Source organism: Corallococcus sp. M7, from assembly GCF_054512695.1.
Map to the genome: position 1 here is coordinate 8869018 of NZ_CM137252.1, position 15698 is coordinate 8884715.

General features: G+C 70.6%; 15 protein-coding genes. 6 read left to right on the plus strand and 9 right to left on the minus strand.

The genetic code is table 11. The features are described from left to right. Position 1 precedes the first annotated feature (1 nt). From ACX114_RS35565 to ACX114_RS35580, 4 genes are all read right to left on the minus strand, one after another. Entirely contained in the window at positions 2–487 is a 486-nt protein-coding gene (locus ACX114_RS35565) for a PTS sugar transporter subunit IIB (RefSeq protein ID WP_207055026.1), read from the minus strand. 33 nt (positions 488–520) lie between these two features. Continuing rightward, positions 521–943: a PTS sugar transporter subunit IIA gene (locus ACX114_RS35570; protein WP_014399911.1), complete on the minus strand. Its 423-nt coding sequence runs from the start codon at positions 941–943 to the stop codon at positions 521–523. 419 nt (positions 944–1362) lie between these two features. Continuing rightward, entirely contained in the window at positions 1363–2283 is a 921-nt protein-coding gene (locus ACX114_RS35575) for a diacylglycerol kinase catalytic domain-containing protein (protein WP_459291789.1), read from the minus strand. Between the two features lie 23 nt (positions 2284–2306). Next, on the minus strand, positions 2307–3332 hold the full coding sequence (locus tag ACX114_RS35580; protein ID WP_459291791.1) for an SPFH domain-containing protein: 1026 nt from the start codon (positions 3330–3332) through the stop codon (positions 2307–2309). Positions 3333–3488: 156 nt separating this feature from the next. Between ACX114_RS35580 and ACX114_RS35585 the strand changes: the two genes are divergently transcribed. Both ACX114_RS35585 and ACX114_RS35590 read left to right on the plus strand, forming a co-directional pair. After that, positions 3489–4895, plus strand: coding sequence for a tetratricopeptide repeat protein (locus ACX114_RS35585; RefSeq protein WP_459291793.1), 1407 nt, complete (start codon positions 3489–3491; stop codon positions 4893–4895). 10 nt (positions 4896–4905) lie between these two features. After that, positions 4906–6186, plus strand: coding sequence for a class I SAM-dependent methyltransferase (locus ACX114_RS35590; RefSeq protein WP_459291795.1), 1281 nt, complete (start codon positions 4906–4908; stop codon positions 6184–6186). Here ACX114_RS35590 and ACX114_RS35595 read toward each other — a convergent pair. Together ACX114_RS35595 and ACX114_RS35600 are read right to left on the minus strand one after the other, a co-directional pair. Further along, positions 6178–6609, minus strand: coding sequence for a hypothetical protein (locus tag ACX114_RS35595; protein WP_459291797.1), 432 nt, complete (start codon positions 6607–6609; stop codon positions 6178–6180). The genes ACX114_RS35590 and ACX114_RS35595 overlap by 9 nt on opposite strands. A gap of 16 nt (positions 6610–6625) precedes the next feature. After that, the gene (locus tag ACX114_RS35600) at positions 6626–7765 is read right to left on the minus strand and encodes an ATPase, T2SS/T4P/T4SS family (RefSeq protein ID WP_459291799.1); all 1140 of its coding nucleotides are present in this window, start codon (positions 7763–7765) and stop codon (positions 6626–6628) included. Positions 7766–7933: 168 nt separating this feature from the next. On the opposite strand from ACX114_RS35600, the gene ACX114_RS35605 reads away from it, so the two are divergent. Next, positions 7934–8776 carry an imm11 family protein gene (locus ACX114_RS35605; protein ID WP_459291801.1) on the plus strand — a complete coding sequence of 281 codons (843 nt, stop codon included), beginning with the start codon at positions 7934–7936 and terminating at the stop codon, positions 8774–8776. A 10-nt stretch (positions 8777–8786) separates the two neighbouring features. Here the strand turns inward: ACX114_RS35605 and rapZ are convergent, their stop codons facing one another. Next, positions 8787–9650: an RNase adapter RapZ gene (gene rapZ / locus ACX114_RS35610; RefSeq protein WP_459291803.1), complete on the minus strand. Its 864-nt coding sequence runs from the start codon at positions 9648–9650 to the stop codon at positions 8787–8789. Then, entirely contained in the window at positions 9647–10612 is a 966-nt protein-coding gene (gene hprK, locus ACX114_RS35615; RefSeq protein WP_459291805.1) for an HPr(Ser) kinase/phosphatase, read from the minus strand. The genes rapZ and hprK overlap by 4 nt, the downstream gene beginning before the upstream one ends. Positions 10613–10660: 48 nt before the next feature. Here hprK and ACX114_RS35620 point away from each other — a divergent pair, with 48 nt between their 5' ends. The 3 genes from ACX114_RS35620 (at position 10661) to ACX114_RS35630 (ending at position 13372) form a co-directional block, all read left to right on the plus strand. Beyond that, the gene (locus ACX114_RS35620) at positions 10661–12166 is read left to right on the plus strand and encodes a glycosyltransferase family protein (RefSeq protein ID WP_459291807.1); all 1506 of its coding nucleotides are present in this window, start codon (positions 10661–10663) and stop codon (positions 12164–12166) included. Between the two features lie 62 nt (positions 12167–12228). Beyond that, complete coding sequence (locus ACX114_RS35625) at positions 12229–12579, plus strand: histidine triad nucleotide-binding protein (RefSeq protein ID WP_120593045.1); 351 nt, start codon at positions 12229–12231, stop codon at positions 12577–12579. Positions 12580–12601: 22 nt separating this feature from the next. Beyond that, entirely contained in the window at positions 12602–13372 is a 771-nt protein-coding gene (locus ACX114_RS35630) for a YoaK family protein (RefSeq protein ID WP_459291809.1), read from the plus strand. Here the strand turns inward: ACX114_RS35630 and ACX114_RS35635 are convergent. Beyond that, a complete protein-coding gene (locus ACX114_RS35635) occupies positions 13369–15609 on the minus strand; it encodes a spermidine synthase (RefSeq protein WP_459291811.1) in 2241 nt (746 codons plus the stop codon). The genes ACX114_RS35630 and ACX114_RS35635 overlap by 4 nt on opposite strands. Positions 15610–15698 lie beyond the last annotated feature (89 nt).

Genomic DNA, 15698 nt, shown 5'->3' on the forward strand with positions numbered 1-15698 from the left:
CTCACCCGGCCTTCGACCAGCGCTCGGTCAAATCCGGCAGGTCCACGGACTTCTCCGCGGGCACGGCGCGCGCCTCCACGCGCACGCCCTGCGCGGACAGTTGCTGGAGGGCCTGGAGCTCCCCTTCCGCCAGGAAGACGGACGGCGACACCTGCCGGCGGCCGGTGCCGAAGTGCACGTTGCCCAGGTTGAGCTGGTCCATGGCCAGCCCGTGCTGGAAGGCGAAGGGCACGGAGGCGACGTCCCTCAGGAGCACCAGCGTGCGCACCCCGTCCTTGGACAGGGCGGCGAAGTCCACCTGGGCGAGGGGGAGGATCTGCACCTCGATGGCGCTCTGCACGGCGAGCGCCATGGCGGCACGGATGAGGGGACTGGAGGCCGCCTCATCGTCCGCCACCACCACTCGGGACACCTTGAGGTGGGGGAGCCAGGCTTCGACCACCTGACCATGGATGAGGCGGTTGTCGACGCGGACCAGGGTGATCACGGCAGTCTCGAATCGCCGACCCGTACGGGTCCGTCAAGTTCGCGGCTGCTGCTGGGCCTCGCGAAGCAGGGCGGATGCACAGGTGATGTTGCGCTGGCCGTACGACGCCAGCTGGTTGGCCATGTCCGACAGGGCCATCTGCTCCGAACGGAGCGAGTTGGCCTTCAGCAGCATGGGCAGATTGACGCCGGCCAGGACTTCCAGATTCATCCGCTGACACATCATCAGCGATTCCTTACAGGGGGTCCCTCCGAAGAGGTCGGCCATGATGATGACGCCGTCCCCTTCATCCACGGCCTTCACCGCCTGCTTCATCTTGGCGCGGAGGTCCTCGACGGGAGCCCCCGGCTCAATGTTGCAGGTGGCCACGGCGGGCAGCTTGCCCACGATCTGTTCAGCGGTAGAGACAAGCTCATCCGCGAGACGCCCGTGCGATGCGATGACGAGGCCGACCATTGATCACCCCTGAGCCACTTCCCGGGAGAATTTGCGTCCTACGCTCATCAACGACCGGACGCAACTCCGGTGAAGCTTTCCGCCTGCACCTGGGAACCGCTGCCCCAACGACTTCGCTTCGAAGGTAAGGCGACTGCGCCCACCATGCCTGGAATTTCAGGTCCGGGGAAGGGACACGGTGTCGTCTGCCGGACGGGGAGCCGGGCGCGGTCTCCCCACGCTCTAGGAGATGCGCGGTGCCGCCCCACGGTGCGTGCCCCGCGGGGCGAGTCCGGCGCCCCCGCTCGGTGGGTAGGAAGGCGACCGTCCCGTCGCATGGGAGCGGCTGTATCACCCGGGAATCCCGGGAGCGCCCGCGAGGTCCATCGGTACTCGGGGTCTGCTGGATTCTGGGGACCTGTCGCATCGGGTGCGGTGTCTCAGTGGACGACCAGGCGAGCCCTCTGCTCGGCGGGCCGGATGCGGGCGGTGGCACCGGCGCCGAAGGTGAGGAAGTCCTCCTCCATGCCGTCGCTGAAGATGACGCCGCCCTGGGGCATGCGGGACTCGAGCACCAGCTCCGCCTGGGCGGTGACGAAGCCGCCGACGATGTCCGCGCCGGAGTGACGGCTGACGAAGGGCTCGCGCACGACGAAGGCGAGCCGCGCGTCCTCCCAGCCGAGCGTCCAGGGCTTCCCCGGCGTGCCGCCCGTGCAGCGGGTGAGCCCCTGCGCGAGCGCGAACACGGACGACAGCCACCCGCTGGAGCCCGCGCCCGTGGACACGAGCACGCCGCTGGAGGACTGCAACTCCTCCTTGCCGCCGTAGCGGACCTGGTAGCGGGCGGACACGTGCGTGCGCGCGCCGATGAACAGGTCGTTGAAGGCGAGCAGCCGCTGGCCGTCCTGGAGCCGCGCCTCCGCCAGTTGCACCTGGCGCATCCGCGCGCGGCCGTCCAGGGTCCGCTGCACGGCGCCCCGGGCGTCGCGTGGGAGGAAGGGCAGGAGCACGCCGTCGAAGCGGTCCGGGTCCGGGTTGACGCCCACGAGCGGCTGGCTGCCCACGTACTTGGCCACGTTGGCGACGAGCCCGTCCTGCCCCACCGCCACCACCACCTCCTTGCCGGTGAAGAGGAAGGTGGGCACGAGCGAGCGGTCCACCTGCTGCACCGGCAGCCCCACGTCCAGCTGCGAGCGGAGGCCATCCACGGCGCGGCGGTAGGCGTCGTCCTCCGCCTCGAAGCCGTGGAAGTCCTGGCCGTTGTGCTCCACGTAGAACTTCGCCTGCTTCTTCGTGTTGAAGCGGACCACCAGGTCCGCCAGCCGCGTCTTGCGCGTGACGAGGACGACCTTCTCGAACATGGCGAGCCTCCTTCACCAGGCCTTCAGCGGTCGAAGTGCTGGACGTCCGCGCGGCCGGGCTTGTTCGGCTTGGGGCCCGAGCGGGGTCCCGCGTTCACGTCCGGGGGCAGCAGGGAGCGCAGCAGGTCCGGCGACACGTTGAGCTCGCCGATGCGCTCCGCGTTCTCGCCCATCTCGCGGAAGGCCAGGGCGATGTGGAGCGCGGGGTCGCCGCCGTTGGCGGACGTGGCCAGCAGCGTCTTCCAATCCACGTTCTTCACCGGCTCCAGCGTCTTCTCCAGGGTGTACGCTCGCGCGTCCGCGGACTGGCGCTCGTTCTGGACCCAGCGCTCCATGAGGGCGGCGCGCTGCTCCTCCACCGCGATGTCCGCGGCCATCTTCGCCTCGCGAATCTGGCGCTGGCGCTCCTCCACCACCAGCTCCGTGGCCAGCTCGCTCTCCTTGATGCGGCGCTCCTGCTCCACGGCCGCGTTGCGGCGGGCGTAGATGGCCTCGTCCGCTTCACGCTGGAGCCCTTCGCGCGCGGCGGCCTCCAGGGCTCGCGCCATCTCCGGCGTGGGCTGGATGGAGAGCACGGAGAAGGCCATCACGTGCACGCCCAGCGCCTTCACGGATTCAGCCTCCGCCAGCGCCGCGAGCACCCGGGCCTCCAGGAGGTCGGACTGCACCAGCACCTCGCGCAGGCTCAGCGACTGCACCACCGCGCGGGCGCGCACCTGCGCGGCCTGCACCAGCCGGTCCGCCAGCTTCTCCGGGTCGTCGGAGCGGTGACGCCCGCCCGGGGTGATGGAGTAGTCCAAGAGCCCCGCGAGCCGCCGCGGGTCCTCCACGCGGTACGTCAGCTGCCCTTGAATCGTCACCGGCTGGAAGTCGCGGGTGACCTCGTTGAAGGCGAACGGGACGTCCGAGCTGGACAGGGGCACCGCCACCAGCGTCGTCGCGGGCTTCCAATAGAGGAACGACAGGCCCGCGCCCTCCCGGACCACCTCGCCGTCCCGGTACTGCATCACGTACGTGGTCGGCGTTGACTTCATGTACCCGATGAACATCCGCGCATCCCCCTCACCTGCTGCGTCTGGTTTGTGTAACCTGGACACCATCTTAGTGTTGTTCGTACACATTCGCAACAGGACGTGTGGGAAAGGGGTGTAGGTGGCGTGGATGCCGGTGGACGGGGTGGGCCCGGGCGTCCTTGAATCGGGGGCATGACGCGCAAGCTCGGGGAGCAGTTGATCCTGGATGGAGTGCTGACGCCGGAGGTGCTGTCCCGGGCGCTCGCGCGGCAGAAGGAGACGGGGCTGAAGCTGGGCGAGTGCCTGGTGCGGCTGGGCGTGGACGAGACGCCGGTGTTGCGGCTGCTCGCGCAGGAGTTGAAGACGCGCTTCGTGTCCACGGAGAAGCTGGCGCAGGCGAAGGTGGACGCGGGCCTTCTGGAGAAGGTGCCGGTGCGGCTGGCGGAGGGCTTCGACTTCATGCCGCTGCGGCTGGTGCAGGACGCGCTGTACGTGGCCATCTCCGAGCCGCAGCGGCAGCGGGCGTTGGAGGAGATCGCGAAGACGGTGGGCGTGGCGCAGGTGCTGCCGTTCGTGGCGGTGCGCAGGTCCATCCGCGCGGCCATCCGGAAGCACTACTACGCGGACGCGCACGCCTTCGAGCACCCGCCGGAGGACCTGGTGTGTCCGCACTGTGGCGCGTCGTGCAAGCCGGGGGACTTCCAGTGCGCGCGCTGTGAGCTGCTGCTCGTGAGGAGCGTGGAGGACCTGCCGCCCCGGGACAACGTGTCGCTGGTGCGCGCGCTGCTCACGAGCCCGGAGCAGACGGGAGCGCGCGGCGTGCCCCGTCCGCCGCAGCAGGAGGCGACGCGGGTGGTGACGTTCCAGGCGCAGGCCCAGCCGAAGGCGAAGGGGCCGCCGGTGCGGCCGGTCATTGTCGCGGGGCTGGACCTGGTGAACCGGCCGCTGAGCCCGTTCGAGGCGTACGTGCTGTCGTTCGTGGACGGGCGCACGGCGCTGTCGGACATGGCGCTCATCACGAAGGTGACGGAATTGGAGCTGCGCGCGGTGTTCGAGTCGCTGTCCGAGCGCGGCGTGACGAAGCTGGTGGGCACGCTGGCGTCGGCGGACGCGGCGTTCACGGGAGATGGCGCGCCCGCGTTCGGGCGGAGTGAGCCGAAGACCGTGCCTCCGGCCGCGAAGGCGGTGGCGGCCCGTGCTCCGGGGGCCAAGACACAGGCGCCGATGCCTTCGGTCTCGCTGGCCTCGGCGCTGACGTCGAAGCCGCCTCCCGTGGCGCCGGCTCCGGTGGCCAGGAAGGAGGACGCGCAGGAGGAGGTGCTCCAGCGCGTGGTGCGGCTGGAGCAGGCGGGGAAGCTGGCGGAGGCGCTGGACCTGCTGGAGCGCAGCATCGGGCTCCTGCCAAAGCCCGCGCCGCTCTACAACCGCATGGGGATGATCCTCCTGAACCACCAGCGCGATTACGAACGCGCCAGTGCGTTCTTCCAGAAGGCCTCGGACCTGGAGCCGGAGAACAGCGTCTACACGATGAACCTGTACTCCGTGCTGGCGCTCAACGCCGAAGCCACGAACGCGGGACAGAAGAAGCCCCGGCGCTGAAGAGGTCCACATGCCCTCCCCTTCCGAGTCGTACCTGCTCGACTTCCATGCGCGCCTCGCGGGCGTGACTTCGAAGTGGTTCGCTTCCGCTCCGGTCGAAGTCGAGGGTGAGACGGCGCCTTCGAGCTATGCACTGCTGGAGGCGGTCGTGCCTCACGATGCGCGGCCCCTGGCGGTGCTCGACCTCGCTTGTGGAGATGGATACCTCCTGGAGCTGCTGGCTCGAAGGAAGCAGCCCGGGTTGTCGCTGCTGGGGCTCGACATGAGCGAGCACGAGCTTGTCGCGGCACGGGCGCGGTTGAACGGCGCTGCGACGCTGGTTCAGGGACGGGCCCAGTCGCTTCCGTTCGGGGACGCCAGCGTCGATGTCGTGTTGAGCCACCTGGCGCTCATGCTGATGGACGATGTGGACACCGTGCTCGCGGAGCTGCGGCGTGTGCTGAAGCCGGGCGGACGGGTGTCCATCGTCGTGGGCGGAGACCTGGTGCCAGGGAATGCGCTGGAGGTGTTCGCCGGACTCATGAAGAGCGCGGCGGAGGTTCCTCCCACGCGGCTGGGCGATGCTCGGGGCCGCTCCGTGGATGGACTGCGGACACTCTTCGCCGCGGGCTTCGTGGACGTCACGGTGCGGTCCCTCTCCGTGCAGGGCGATGGGTCGCCGAGCGAGGTCTGGGAGTCACTGCTCACGACGTATGACGCGGACCGCTTGTCTCCGGCGGCACAGGCATCGCTCAAGGCCTCCGTTCATTCAGGCCGTGGAACCGCTGCGACGCTCGGATGGGAGCGTTCCGTTGCGCTGGGGCATGAGGCAGCTGACCGCGATTCGGGAGGCTCGCGCGACATGACTCTTCCCAAGAAGGGCACCCGCCGGGTTCGCTTCGGTGAGACCCATTACGACTGGCGCATCCGGAAGAAGCCCACGCACTCCCAGGGAGTCCGCGACACGCCCATGCTCCTGGCGATCCAGGCCAGCGAGGACGCCCCCCGGTGCGTGCTCGTGGTCGACCTTCGCGTCAGCCGCCCGGACAACTGGATCTACCCGCATCAGACGGCCGTCACTCCTGGCCAAGTTCGCGACATGATCCGGCGTGCACTCGCGGCGGGGTGGAGGCCCCTGGTCGCGGGGCCTCAGTTCCGCTTCGAGTACAGCGTTCCGATGGATACTCTCGGGACCATCTTCCCAGAGCCCAAGCCCACGAAGACCGCGCCCCAGCGCGTCAGGAAGACGCGGGTGATGCGCAAGCTGAACAAGCCCGTCAGCCGCGACTCCAGGCATCCGGCATCACGCTGAATCGAAATCCTCATTACTGCCGTGCCGCCGACTGACGAACCCCTCCGGAGTCGGAGTACAGACCGTTGCTCCGAGTTCTTCGAAGACTTGCCGCAAGGTTGAAGTCAGCTTGACCCCTAAGACCTCGATTTCGGACCACGGGGGATCATGTGCGAACTCACCATGGTGCTCGTCCACGGCACTGGCGATCCTGGCACACATCGCCTCAGGAGATTCTCCCTCGATCGCGGCGAATGACGTGACGCCCACCGCGAGAGGATCGGCTGCCGCATCCACCAGGCCGCTCTTCCAGACGCCTTGGATGACGGGAGTGTTCTCGCGCGATTCAACGACCCAGACGTGAAAGACGCGAGCCAGCTCAGCCACCCGGTCTCCGAAGCCCTGCTCAACCACGATCCCCACTTTGTGCGGCGGCATTGGCATGGTCCGGAAGCCCTGTTCAGTTTCCCGGTGTCCACGGGACGACGTGCAGCGTGTTGCCGTCCTCCTTGGGCTTCGTCTCGTGGAGCGACATCCCAAGGGCGCCCGTCGCCGCGTCGCGCGTGTGGTGCACGATGAGCGAGTGGACCGGAACCCCGGGCATGGCTTCCGTCAGCCAGGCGTAGCCCTCCTCGGGGGTCTTCGCCTCCAGGACGGCGATGGCCGCGTGTCCCGTGAACGCCGCGTTGCAGAGCATCTGCATGTCCTCCAGCGTGCGCACCTCGTCCGCGAAGACGAGGTCCGGGTCCTGCCGCAGGAATGAGCGCAGCGCCTGCACCAGCTTCAGCTCCCCTCCCACCTTCACGACGCCGATGGCTCCTCCCGGTCCGCCCTTCGGCTCCTCCACCGCCGCCAGCGCGTGCACGTTGTCGGGCAGCGCGTCCATCACGGCTCGCAGGGTCGTGCTGCGGCCCGTGCTGGAGGCTCCCGTGAGCAGCACCACCTGGCCGTTGAACAGCGTCTTGTCCAGGCGGTTGAAGTGCCCCTTGAGGAACTCCGACGCTTCCGCGGACAGCGGGAGGCTGGAGATGCTCGGGTACGCTTGGCGTGCCTCGCGGTCCCGGGCCAGCGCCGTGGTCCAGGTGCCCAGTTCGTCTTCGCGGAACGACACGCGGAACTCGAGGTCCGGGTCCGCCGCGCCCACCGGGAAGGCCACGTGGCCCCGGTCCGGCATCACCGGATCCGCGCCCCGCTTCGCATGTGCCGTCAGCGCCTTCCCCAGCGGCCGGTACAGCTCGTACGCCATGGGCTGACGCACCGGCACCCGCTCCGCGCCCAGCAGGCCCACCGTGCCCGGCGTGTCCTTCTCGATGAAGAACAGCGTGATGCCCGCGTTGATCACCCGGGCGCCCGTCTCCGCTCGGGCTTCGTCGTCCTCGTCCGTGACGCTGTCCGTGTCATCCGCCGCCCAGACGGAGAACATCGCCACGCCCGTCCTGCCCGCGACGTCGAACAGGGCCGCGGCCAGTGCCTCCGGCGTCCCCGGCGCTGCGGCCGCTCCGGACGGTGCCCGGCCCGCTTCCCCCAGCTTCTGGAGCAGGCTGGCGAACACGGCTTCCGGCGTGGCCGGGGCTTCGGACTTCGGGCTCGGCGTCGTCATGGGCGCGGACCATGGCATGGCCCGTCACGGCCCGGCCACGGTGGAAACGGTCCCTGGGAAGCCCCCTCCTCCCTGGAAACCGGTACGGCTGCCGGCCTGCCTTGAGAACGGGCGAGGAAGCTCACAGGAGGGGCTCCCCTCCAGCAGGCGCTTGGGTAACATCGCTTGATGTTCAGGCGTCTCACCAACGCGCTGCGACGGCTGTGGCACCGCCCCTCCGAAAGCAGCCCCCCGGACCGGCAGAGTCTGCCCGGCGGTACCGAACCCACCGTCGCCTCGCCCCGGCGCTCGCGCGCGTCGGTCGCGGAGGAGGCCTCGCCTCCGGTCCGCACCAGCCGCCCGCGCCGCCCGGCCGTCCGCATCGTCGCGCATGGGGCCGCCCCGCACGTCAGCAACCGCAAGACGTCCCGCCGCGCCGGCGTCACCACCCCGCGCTTCTACGACCTGCACGACGACTTCCGCGCCCCCGGCCGCTGGGAACCCGGCGACCCGCTGGACCTGGAGGACAAGGAGGTGGGCGACGTGTGGATGTTCACCGCCGGGCGCCCCGTCAATCCGCCCGGCCCCCTCCACATCCCCAACGAGCAGAGGGCCGCCCCGCTGGACTTCAGCCTCGCTGGCGCGGGCCTCACCCCCGTGGTGCACCCGCGCGTCGCCGCCGTGTTCGCGCGCCTGGCGCCGGAGGACGTGCAGCTCATCCCCGTGGACATCGAGGGACAGCCGGAGCCGTACTTCCTCGTCGTCGCCACGCGCCTCATCCGCTGCGTGGACGAGCCCGCCTGCCTGGAGGTCCACCGCTATGGCCCCGGCGACGGCCTCCCCTCGCGCGTGGGCCAGTACCGCTCCGTCCGGGGCCTGCGAATCGACCCCAACCAGGTGGGCCGCGCCCGCGTGTTCCGCCCCTGGGGCTGGCCCGTCACCCTCGTCGTCTCCGAGGTCGTGAAGGAGGCCCTGGAGAAGGAAGGCGTCACGGGCGCGCGCTTCACGCCCGTCACGGACACCCGGCACTGACAGAGCCGGGCTACTCCTTCTCGATGTCGCGGTCCCACAGCTGCACGCGGCCGTAGTCCGCGGACAGCCGGCGCACCATCTCCGCCGCCAGCGCCACCGAGCGGTGCTTGCCGCCCGTGCACCCCAGCGCCACCGTGAGGTACGCCTTGCCCTCCTTCTGGTAGCGGGGGAACAGGAACCGGCAGAGGTCCACGACCTTCTCGAGGAACGCTTGCGTCTCCTCGCGCTCCAGCACGTACCCGGACACCTTCGGGTTCTTGCCCGTGAGCCCCTTGAGCTCCGGCACGAAGTACGGGTTCGGCAGGAAGCGCACGTCGAAGACCAGGTCCGCCTGCGGCGGCACGCCGTACCGGTAGCCGAAGGACATGATGGACAGGCTGGGCCCCGTCGTGGGCTCCGGGCTGAAGCGCCCCTGCACCATGCGCTTCAGGTCGTGCACGTTGAGCGCCGACGAGTCGATGACCTGGTCGGCCAGCTCCCGCAGGTCCTTCAGCGCCTCGCGCTCCCGGTGGATGCCCTCGGCCACCGTGCCATCCGGGGCCAGCGGGTGGCGGCGGCGCGTCTCGCTGAAGCGGCGCATGAGGCTGTCGTCGCTGGCGTCCAGGAAGAGCACGTCCACCTGGTGGCCCGCGCGGCGCACCTCCGCGAGCACGCGCGGCGCGTCCTTGAGGAAGACACCCTCGCGCGCGTCGATGACCAGCGCCATGCGCTCGATGTTGCCGCCTCCCGCGAGCTCCGTGAGCTTGGGCAGGAGGAGCACCGGCAGGTTGTCGATGCAGAAGAAGCCGGCGTCCTCCAGCGCGCGGATGGCGGTGGACTTACCGGAACCTGACATGCCGGTGATGATGATGATCTGCTTCGCGGGGGCGGTCACTCGACCTCTTCTCCCAAGGTGCGGCGCATCGCCCCCTGGGCGATGGCTCGATTGAGTCGCTCGGCGAACTCTCGCGCCGAATGGTGGCCCTGAAGCTTCAACAGCTGGTTGCGCGCGGCCACCTCCACGATGGTGGCCATGTTGCGTCCAGGACGCACCGGGACGACCGACAGGGGGATGTCCACGCCAACGATCTGCAGGTGCTTGTCCTCCACGCCCAGCCGGTCGTACTCCTGGTGCGGATCCCATTCCTGCAGCTCGATCACAAGCTCAATCTTCTTCTGTTCCCGGACGGCGGACACTCCGAAGAGGTCCTTGATGTTGATGATGCCCAGTCCGCGAATCTCCATGTGGTGCTTGATGACCGGATTGCCCGCGCCGTAGACGGCCCCCTTGCGCCGGGTGACGTCCACGATGTCGTCCGCCACCAGCCGGTGGCCGCGCATCACCAGGTCCAGGGCGATTTCACTCTTGCCGATGCCGCTCTTGCCCAGCAGCAGGATGCCCACGCCGAAGACGTCCATCAGCACGCCGTGCAGGCTGCTGGACTCCGTGAGCGCGTCCTCCAGGAAGCTCTGCACCCGCTGGATGAACTCGCTGGAGAGCAGCGGCGTCTTCATCAGCGACAGGCCCGCCGCCTCGCAGGCGTCCACCAGTGCACGCGGCACGTCCAGCGCCTTGGTGACCACCACGCACGCCAGGTCCTCTTCGCTGAAGAGCTTGGCCAGCGACGCGTGCTGCGCGTCCTCCGGCAGGGTGGCCAGGTAGGAGATTTCGGTGTTGCCGAAGACCTGGACGCGGTGCGGGTGGAGGTGCTCGGTGAAGCCCGCCAGCGCCAGGCCCGGCTTCTGGATGCGCGAGGAGTCCACCGTGCGAGTCAGCCCCTGGGTGCCCGCCATCAGGGTCAGCCGCAGGTCGTGGCCCTGGTCCTCGAGGAGCTGGGAGATGCGAATGGATTTCATCGTCGGGACCTGGATATCACCCACCGGCCTCCGGAGGTGAACCGCACCGTGTCCGCCGTCCCCCCCGCCTCCCCTACAGCCGCCCCTGGGGGACAGGCCGAAGCCATCCCCGAAGCTCCGTTCGAGCGCCGGCTGGGCCTCTTCCTGCTGGGGGGCGTGCTCGTCCTGGGCGCGGCCTTCCGCCTGTACTGGGCGCTCCACGACGACGGCATCTACTGGCCGGACGAGGTCTACCAGAGCCTGGAGCCCGCCCACCGCCTGGTCTACGGCTACGGCCTGGTCGCCTGGGAGTTCGTCCAGGGGGCCCGGAACTGGGCCCTGCCGGCGCTGGTGGCGGGGGTGCTGGGGCTGGGGCGGCTGTTGGGGCTGACGGACCCTGCCGGCTACCTGGGGTGGGTGAAGGGCTTCTTCGCCCTGGTGGGCACGGCGACGGCGTGGGCCACGTGGCGGCTGGCCCGTGTGTCCGGGGCCTCCACCCTGGCGGCCTCCGGCGGGGCCGCCCTGTTCGCCCTGGCGTCGGTGCCGCTGTACTTCGCGCCCCGGGCCATGAGCGAGAACGCCTCCGTGCTGCCGGTGGTGCTGGGCCTGTCCCTGGCGCTGCCGAAGGCCGCGTCCCGGCGCGCGCTCATCACCGGGGCGTCCCTGCTGGGGCTGGCGGTGCTGCTGCGGCTTCAGAACGGCGTCTTCTGCGTGGGCCTGATGGCGGTGCTCCTCTGCCGGCGCCAGTGGCGGCAGGCGGGCGTGGCGCTGGCGGTGCTGTCCGGGTGGGCGCTGGCCTTTGGCCTGCTGGACCGGCTCACCTGGGGGCGGTGGTTCCACTCGGCCATCGTCTACCTGGACTTCAACGTGGTGCAGGGCAAGGCGGCCGTGTGGGGCACGGAGCCCTTCGAGTACTACCCGCGCGTCCTGCGCACGGCGATGCCGGTGCTGACCGTCCTCACGGCCGCGCTGGCGGTGCTGGCCGTGCCCCGGGCGTGGGGGCTGTCCTTCCTGGCCGCGGCCTTCTTCCTGCTGCACGCGTGTCAGCCGCACAAGGAGCTGCGCTTCCTGGTGCCGGTGCTGCCCCTGTTCGCGGCGCTCGCGGGCGTGGGGCTGGACTCCGGCCTGCGGCTGCTGCGCGGCGCTCCGGCGCGGGCCCTCGTCACGGGGGCGGTGGTGGTGGCGGCGGGGGTGTCCGGCGCGGGCGCGGGGGCGCTCACCTTCGGCGACGTGGGCCAGTACGAACGCGTGCGCCCCAGGGCCAGCGCCTGGGGCGACCAGGGCCCGGTCAACCGGCTGCTGCTGGCGGCGGGCCGGCTCGACGACGTGTGCGGCCTCAAGGTGGAGGCGCTGCACCTGGCGTGGACGGGGGGCTACAGCTACTTCCACCGGAAGGTGCCGCTGTATCCCCACAATGGCCCCGGGCGGGACTCCCGCCAGTTCAGCCACGTCATCACCGTGGCGGGCTTCGAGGGCCCGGGCACGCTGCTGCTCCAGGACGGCCCGCTGGCGCTGGTGAAGCTGCCCGTGGCGGACTGCACGCCGGACCCCGGCTATTCGTGGCGACTGCCCTGAGCGGGACAGTTCGGGCCTGAAAGACCCTTCCGGCCCTCCCGTCGGGTTGGTAAGCCACGGCCATGCCCGAATCCGACTGCCTCTTCTGCAAGATTCGCGATGGCCTCATCCCGGCGAAGGTCGTCTACCAGGACGAAAACTGCCTGGCCTTCGAGGACATCAACCCCCAGGCCCCCACCCACGTGCTGTTCATCCCGCGCAAGCACATCGCCACGGTGAACGACATCACGGCGGAGGACCGGGAGCTGGTGGGCAGCCTCTACATCGGCGCGGCGAAGGTGGCGCGCGAGCGGGGCTTCGCGGACACGGGCTACCGCGTGGTGATGAACACCCAGCGCGACGCGGGCCAGACGGTGTTCCACATCCACCTGCACCTGCTCGCGGGCCGCACCCTGCACTGGCCGCCGGGCTAGCGGGCCTTCCGGGTCGCCCGTCATGTTCAGCGCCCAGTCGTCGCCGCAGTCCCGCCGCGCCTACTCCCTGCTCGCCGTGCTGCTGGCGTCCGTGGCCGGCGCGGTCAACGCCATGGGGTTCGTGGCGCTGGGCGCGCACGCGTCCCACATGTCCGGGAACATGGCCACGCTGGGCGAGTCCCTGGCCCAGGGCCGCTGGGAGACGGCGCGGCTGCCCGCGCAGCTGATGGCGCTGTTCGTCGCCGGGGCCTTCTGCGCCACGGCGCTGCTGGACGCCTCGCGGCACCGCGCGCGGGGCCGTCACGTGGCCGCGCTGGGGGTGGAGGTGCTCGTGCTGGGGGGCGTGGGCGTGGGCCTTGCGTCCATGCCGGACACGCGCGCGCCGGTGCTGCTCTGGGGCTTCGCCTTCGCCATGGGGCTGCAGAACGCGCTCGTCACGCGGGTGTCCGGCGCGGTGGTGCGCACCACGCACGTGACGGGGATGCTCACGGACATCGGCATCCAGCTGGTGCAGATGCTGGCGTGGGTGCGCGACGGCGTCCGCGGGGAGAACGCGCAGGGGCTGTGGCACCGCGTGCGGCGCCTGCCCTCCGCCGTGGAGTTCGAGCGCACGCGGCTGCACCTGGGCCTGGTGCTCGCGTTCCTCGTGGGCTGCACGCTGGGCCCCTACCTGTTCCTGCGCCACGGGGCCGTGACGCTGGTGCTGCCGTGCGCGGTGCTGGGCGCGCTGGCCGCACTGGACGCGCGGCTGACCGTCAAGCCCGCGCCGTCCTCCACCGCGACGGGCCGCTAGGGCGACGCGGGCTGGACCACGGGCTGCTCGGGCTGGAGCCGGGCCCGCGCGGGTGCGTCCATGACGTTCGGATTCGCCGCGATGGGGCCCTGGCCCCAGGGGCGCAGCGCCTGGAGCACGCTGCTGCGCTCGTCCGTCCAGACGTATTCCGGCTCGCCGCGCAGCACCAGCCGGCGCACGCGCGCCTTGCTCTGGCTGAAGGTGGAGCCCCAGACGAACTCCGGGTCCGGGCTCAGCAGCATCCACGAGCTGGACACCGCGTCGCCGCCATTGTCCCGCACGACGAGCGCCGCGGCCAGGCCGGCGGCCCGCGCGTGCGCCAGGCTGATGGGCACCAGGTCCAGGTGCTGGTTGCTGATGTGCAGCGCCAGCACGCCGTGAGGCGCCAGGTGCTGGAGGTAGAGCGCCACCGCCTCCTTCGTCAGCAGGTGCACCGGAATGGCATCCGAGCTGAAGACGTCCAGCGCCAGCACGTCGAACTGGCGCGAGCCCTGCTCCAGCTCCTTCTCCAGGGAGATGCGCGCGTCGCCTTCAACGACCTCCACGTGCGCGGGCGTGTCCGTCAGCGTGCTGAAGAAGCCGCCCTGGCCCCTGGCGAGTTCGATGATGTCGGGGTTGATTTCATAGAAGCGCACGTCGTCCCCGGCGGCCATCAGCGTGGCGCTGTTGCCCACGCCCAGCCCCAGCATGCCCACGCGCAAGCCGGTGGGAAGCCCCCGGGCCTGACGCGACCGGCGCTGCTCCGTGAGCGCGAGCCCCAGGCCAGCGTCCCGCGTGTAATACGCCGTGGAGAGGTTGCGGCGCTCCGCGGGGATGTACTGCCAGCCGTGGGTGATGGCGCCGTGGCGCAGGGCGTACTGATGCTGCTGGGGGTCGTCCGGAAACAGCTCCAGCACGCGCACCACGCCGAAGAAGTTGCGCGCGGCGAAGCGCACGCGTCCCAGGTCCGAGAGGACGAGCACCGGCAGGTGCACCGCCACGCCCACCAGCAGCGCCCCGCGGAAGAGGCGCTGCGTGCGCGCCACCGCCGTCTCCTCCTTCGGCCTGCGCATCAGCCCCGCGAAGGCCACCGCGCAGCACGCGGCCAATGACAGCGGATGCTCCCAGTAGGTGCTGAAGACAGCGGGCGCGATGAGGTTGACGAACACGCCGCCCACGACGCCGCCCACGGACACCCAGAGGTAGAAGGCGCTCAGGTAGCGCGGTGCCGGACGGCGGCGGTACAGCTCGCCGTGGCACACCATGGCGCCCGTGAAGAGCGCGGACGCGTGGAAGAGCACCTGCCACCCCAGGCCCAGCGCGGGGCCCTCCTTGTGCGCGTACGTCACCAGCACCACGGAGGCGATGAGCCCCACCGAGTACGGCGTGCGCTCGTAGAAGGACTCGCGTGAGAAGGCCAGGATGAACGTGACCAGGTACACCGCCAGCGGCAGCACCCACAGGAAGGGGCCCGCCGCCACGTCCTGGGAGAGCTTGTTCGTCGTGGCCAGCAGCAGCACCGACGCGCACGTGCTCAGCGCCAGCCACGTCAGCGTGAGCCCCACGCCCGGACGCTGGGATGCCGATGCCGCGGAGGCTTCGGAGGGAGCCTCCACGTCCAGGGACGGCGACGTCTCGGAGGTCTCCGGGGCGCGGCGCAGCAGGTCTCGCGCGCAGGCGAGGACGCAGAGGACGAAGAGGACGAAGCCCACGGCCCAGCCCCACGCCTGCGCGCTCCGGCCCACCCAGGGCTCCACCAGGAACGGGTAGCCCAACAGCGCCAGCAGCGAGCCCGCGTTGGAGAGTGCGTAGAGCACGTAGGGCGAGCGCTCCGGCCGCGCGCGGGCGAACCACGACTGGATGAGCGGGCCGGTGGTGCTGAGCACGAAGAAGGGCAGGCCCAGCGTCGCGGCCAGCATCCGCATCAACCGGAGCACGGGCAGGTGGTCGTCCACGGGGCGCCAGCCGTCCCCTGGCGCCAGCGGCGAGCCCGTCCAGGAGGCTCGCGCCGCGAGCACCGCCAGCGCCACCCCCAGCAGGCCCAGGTGCAGGGCGGCCTGCGTGCGCGGGCGCAGCCGGGAGGCCACCGCGTGCGCGTAGGCGTAGCCCGCGAGCAGCACGGCCTGGAAGAACAGCATGCACGCGGTCCACACCGCGGGCGTGCCGCCGTACCACGGCAGGGCGTAGCGGCCCGCCAATGGCTGGACGCCGAAGAGCAGGAAGGCGCTGGTGAAGATGGCGAGCGCGTAGCGCACCATGCGGCCTCGGGGGCGGGAGGAGACGCACGGCGTAGGGTTCCCGCGCTCTGGGTGTTTCCCGCCAGGGCGACAGTCTTGTCAACACGGGC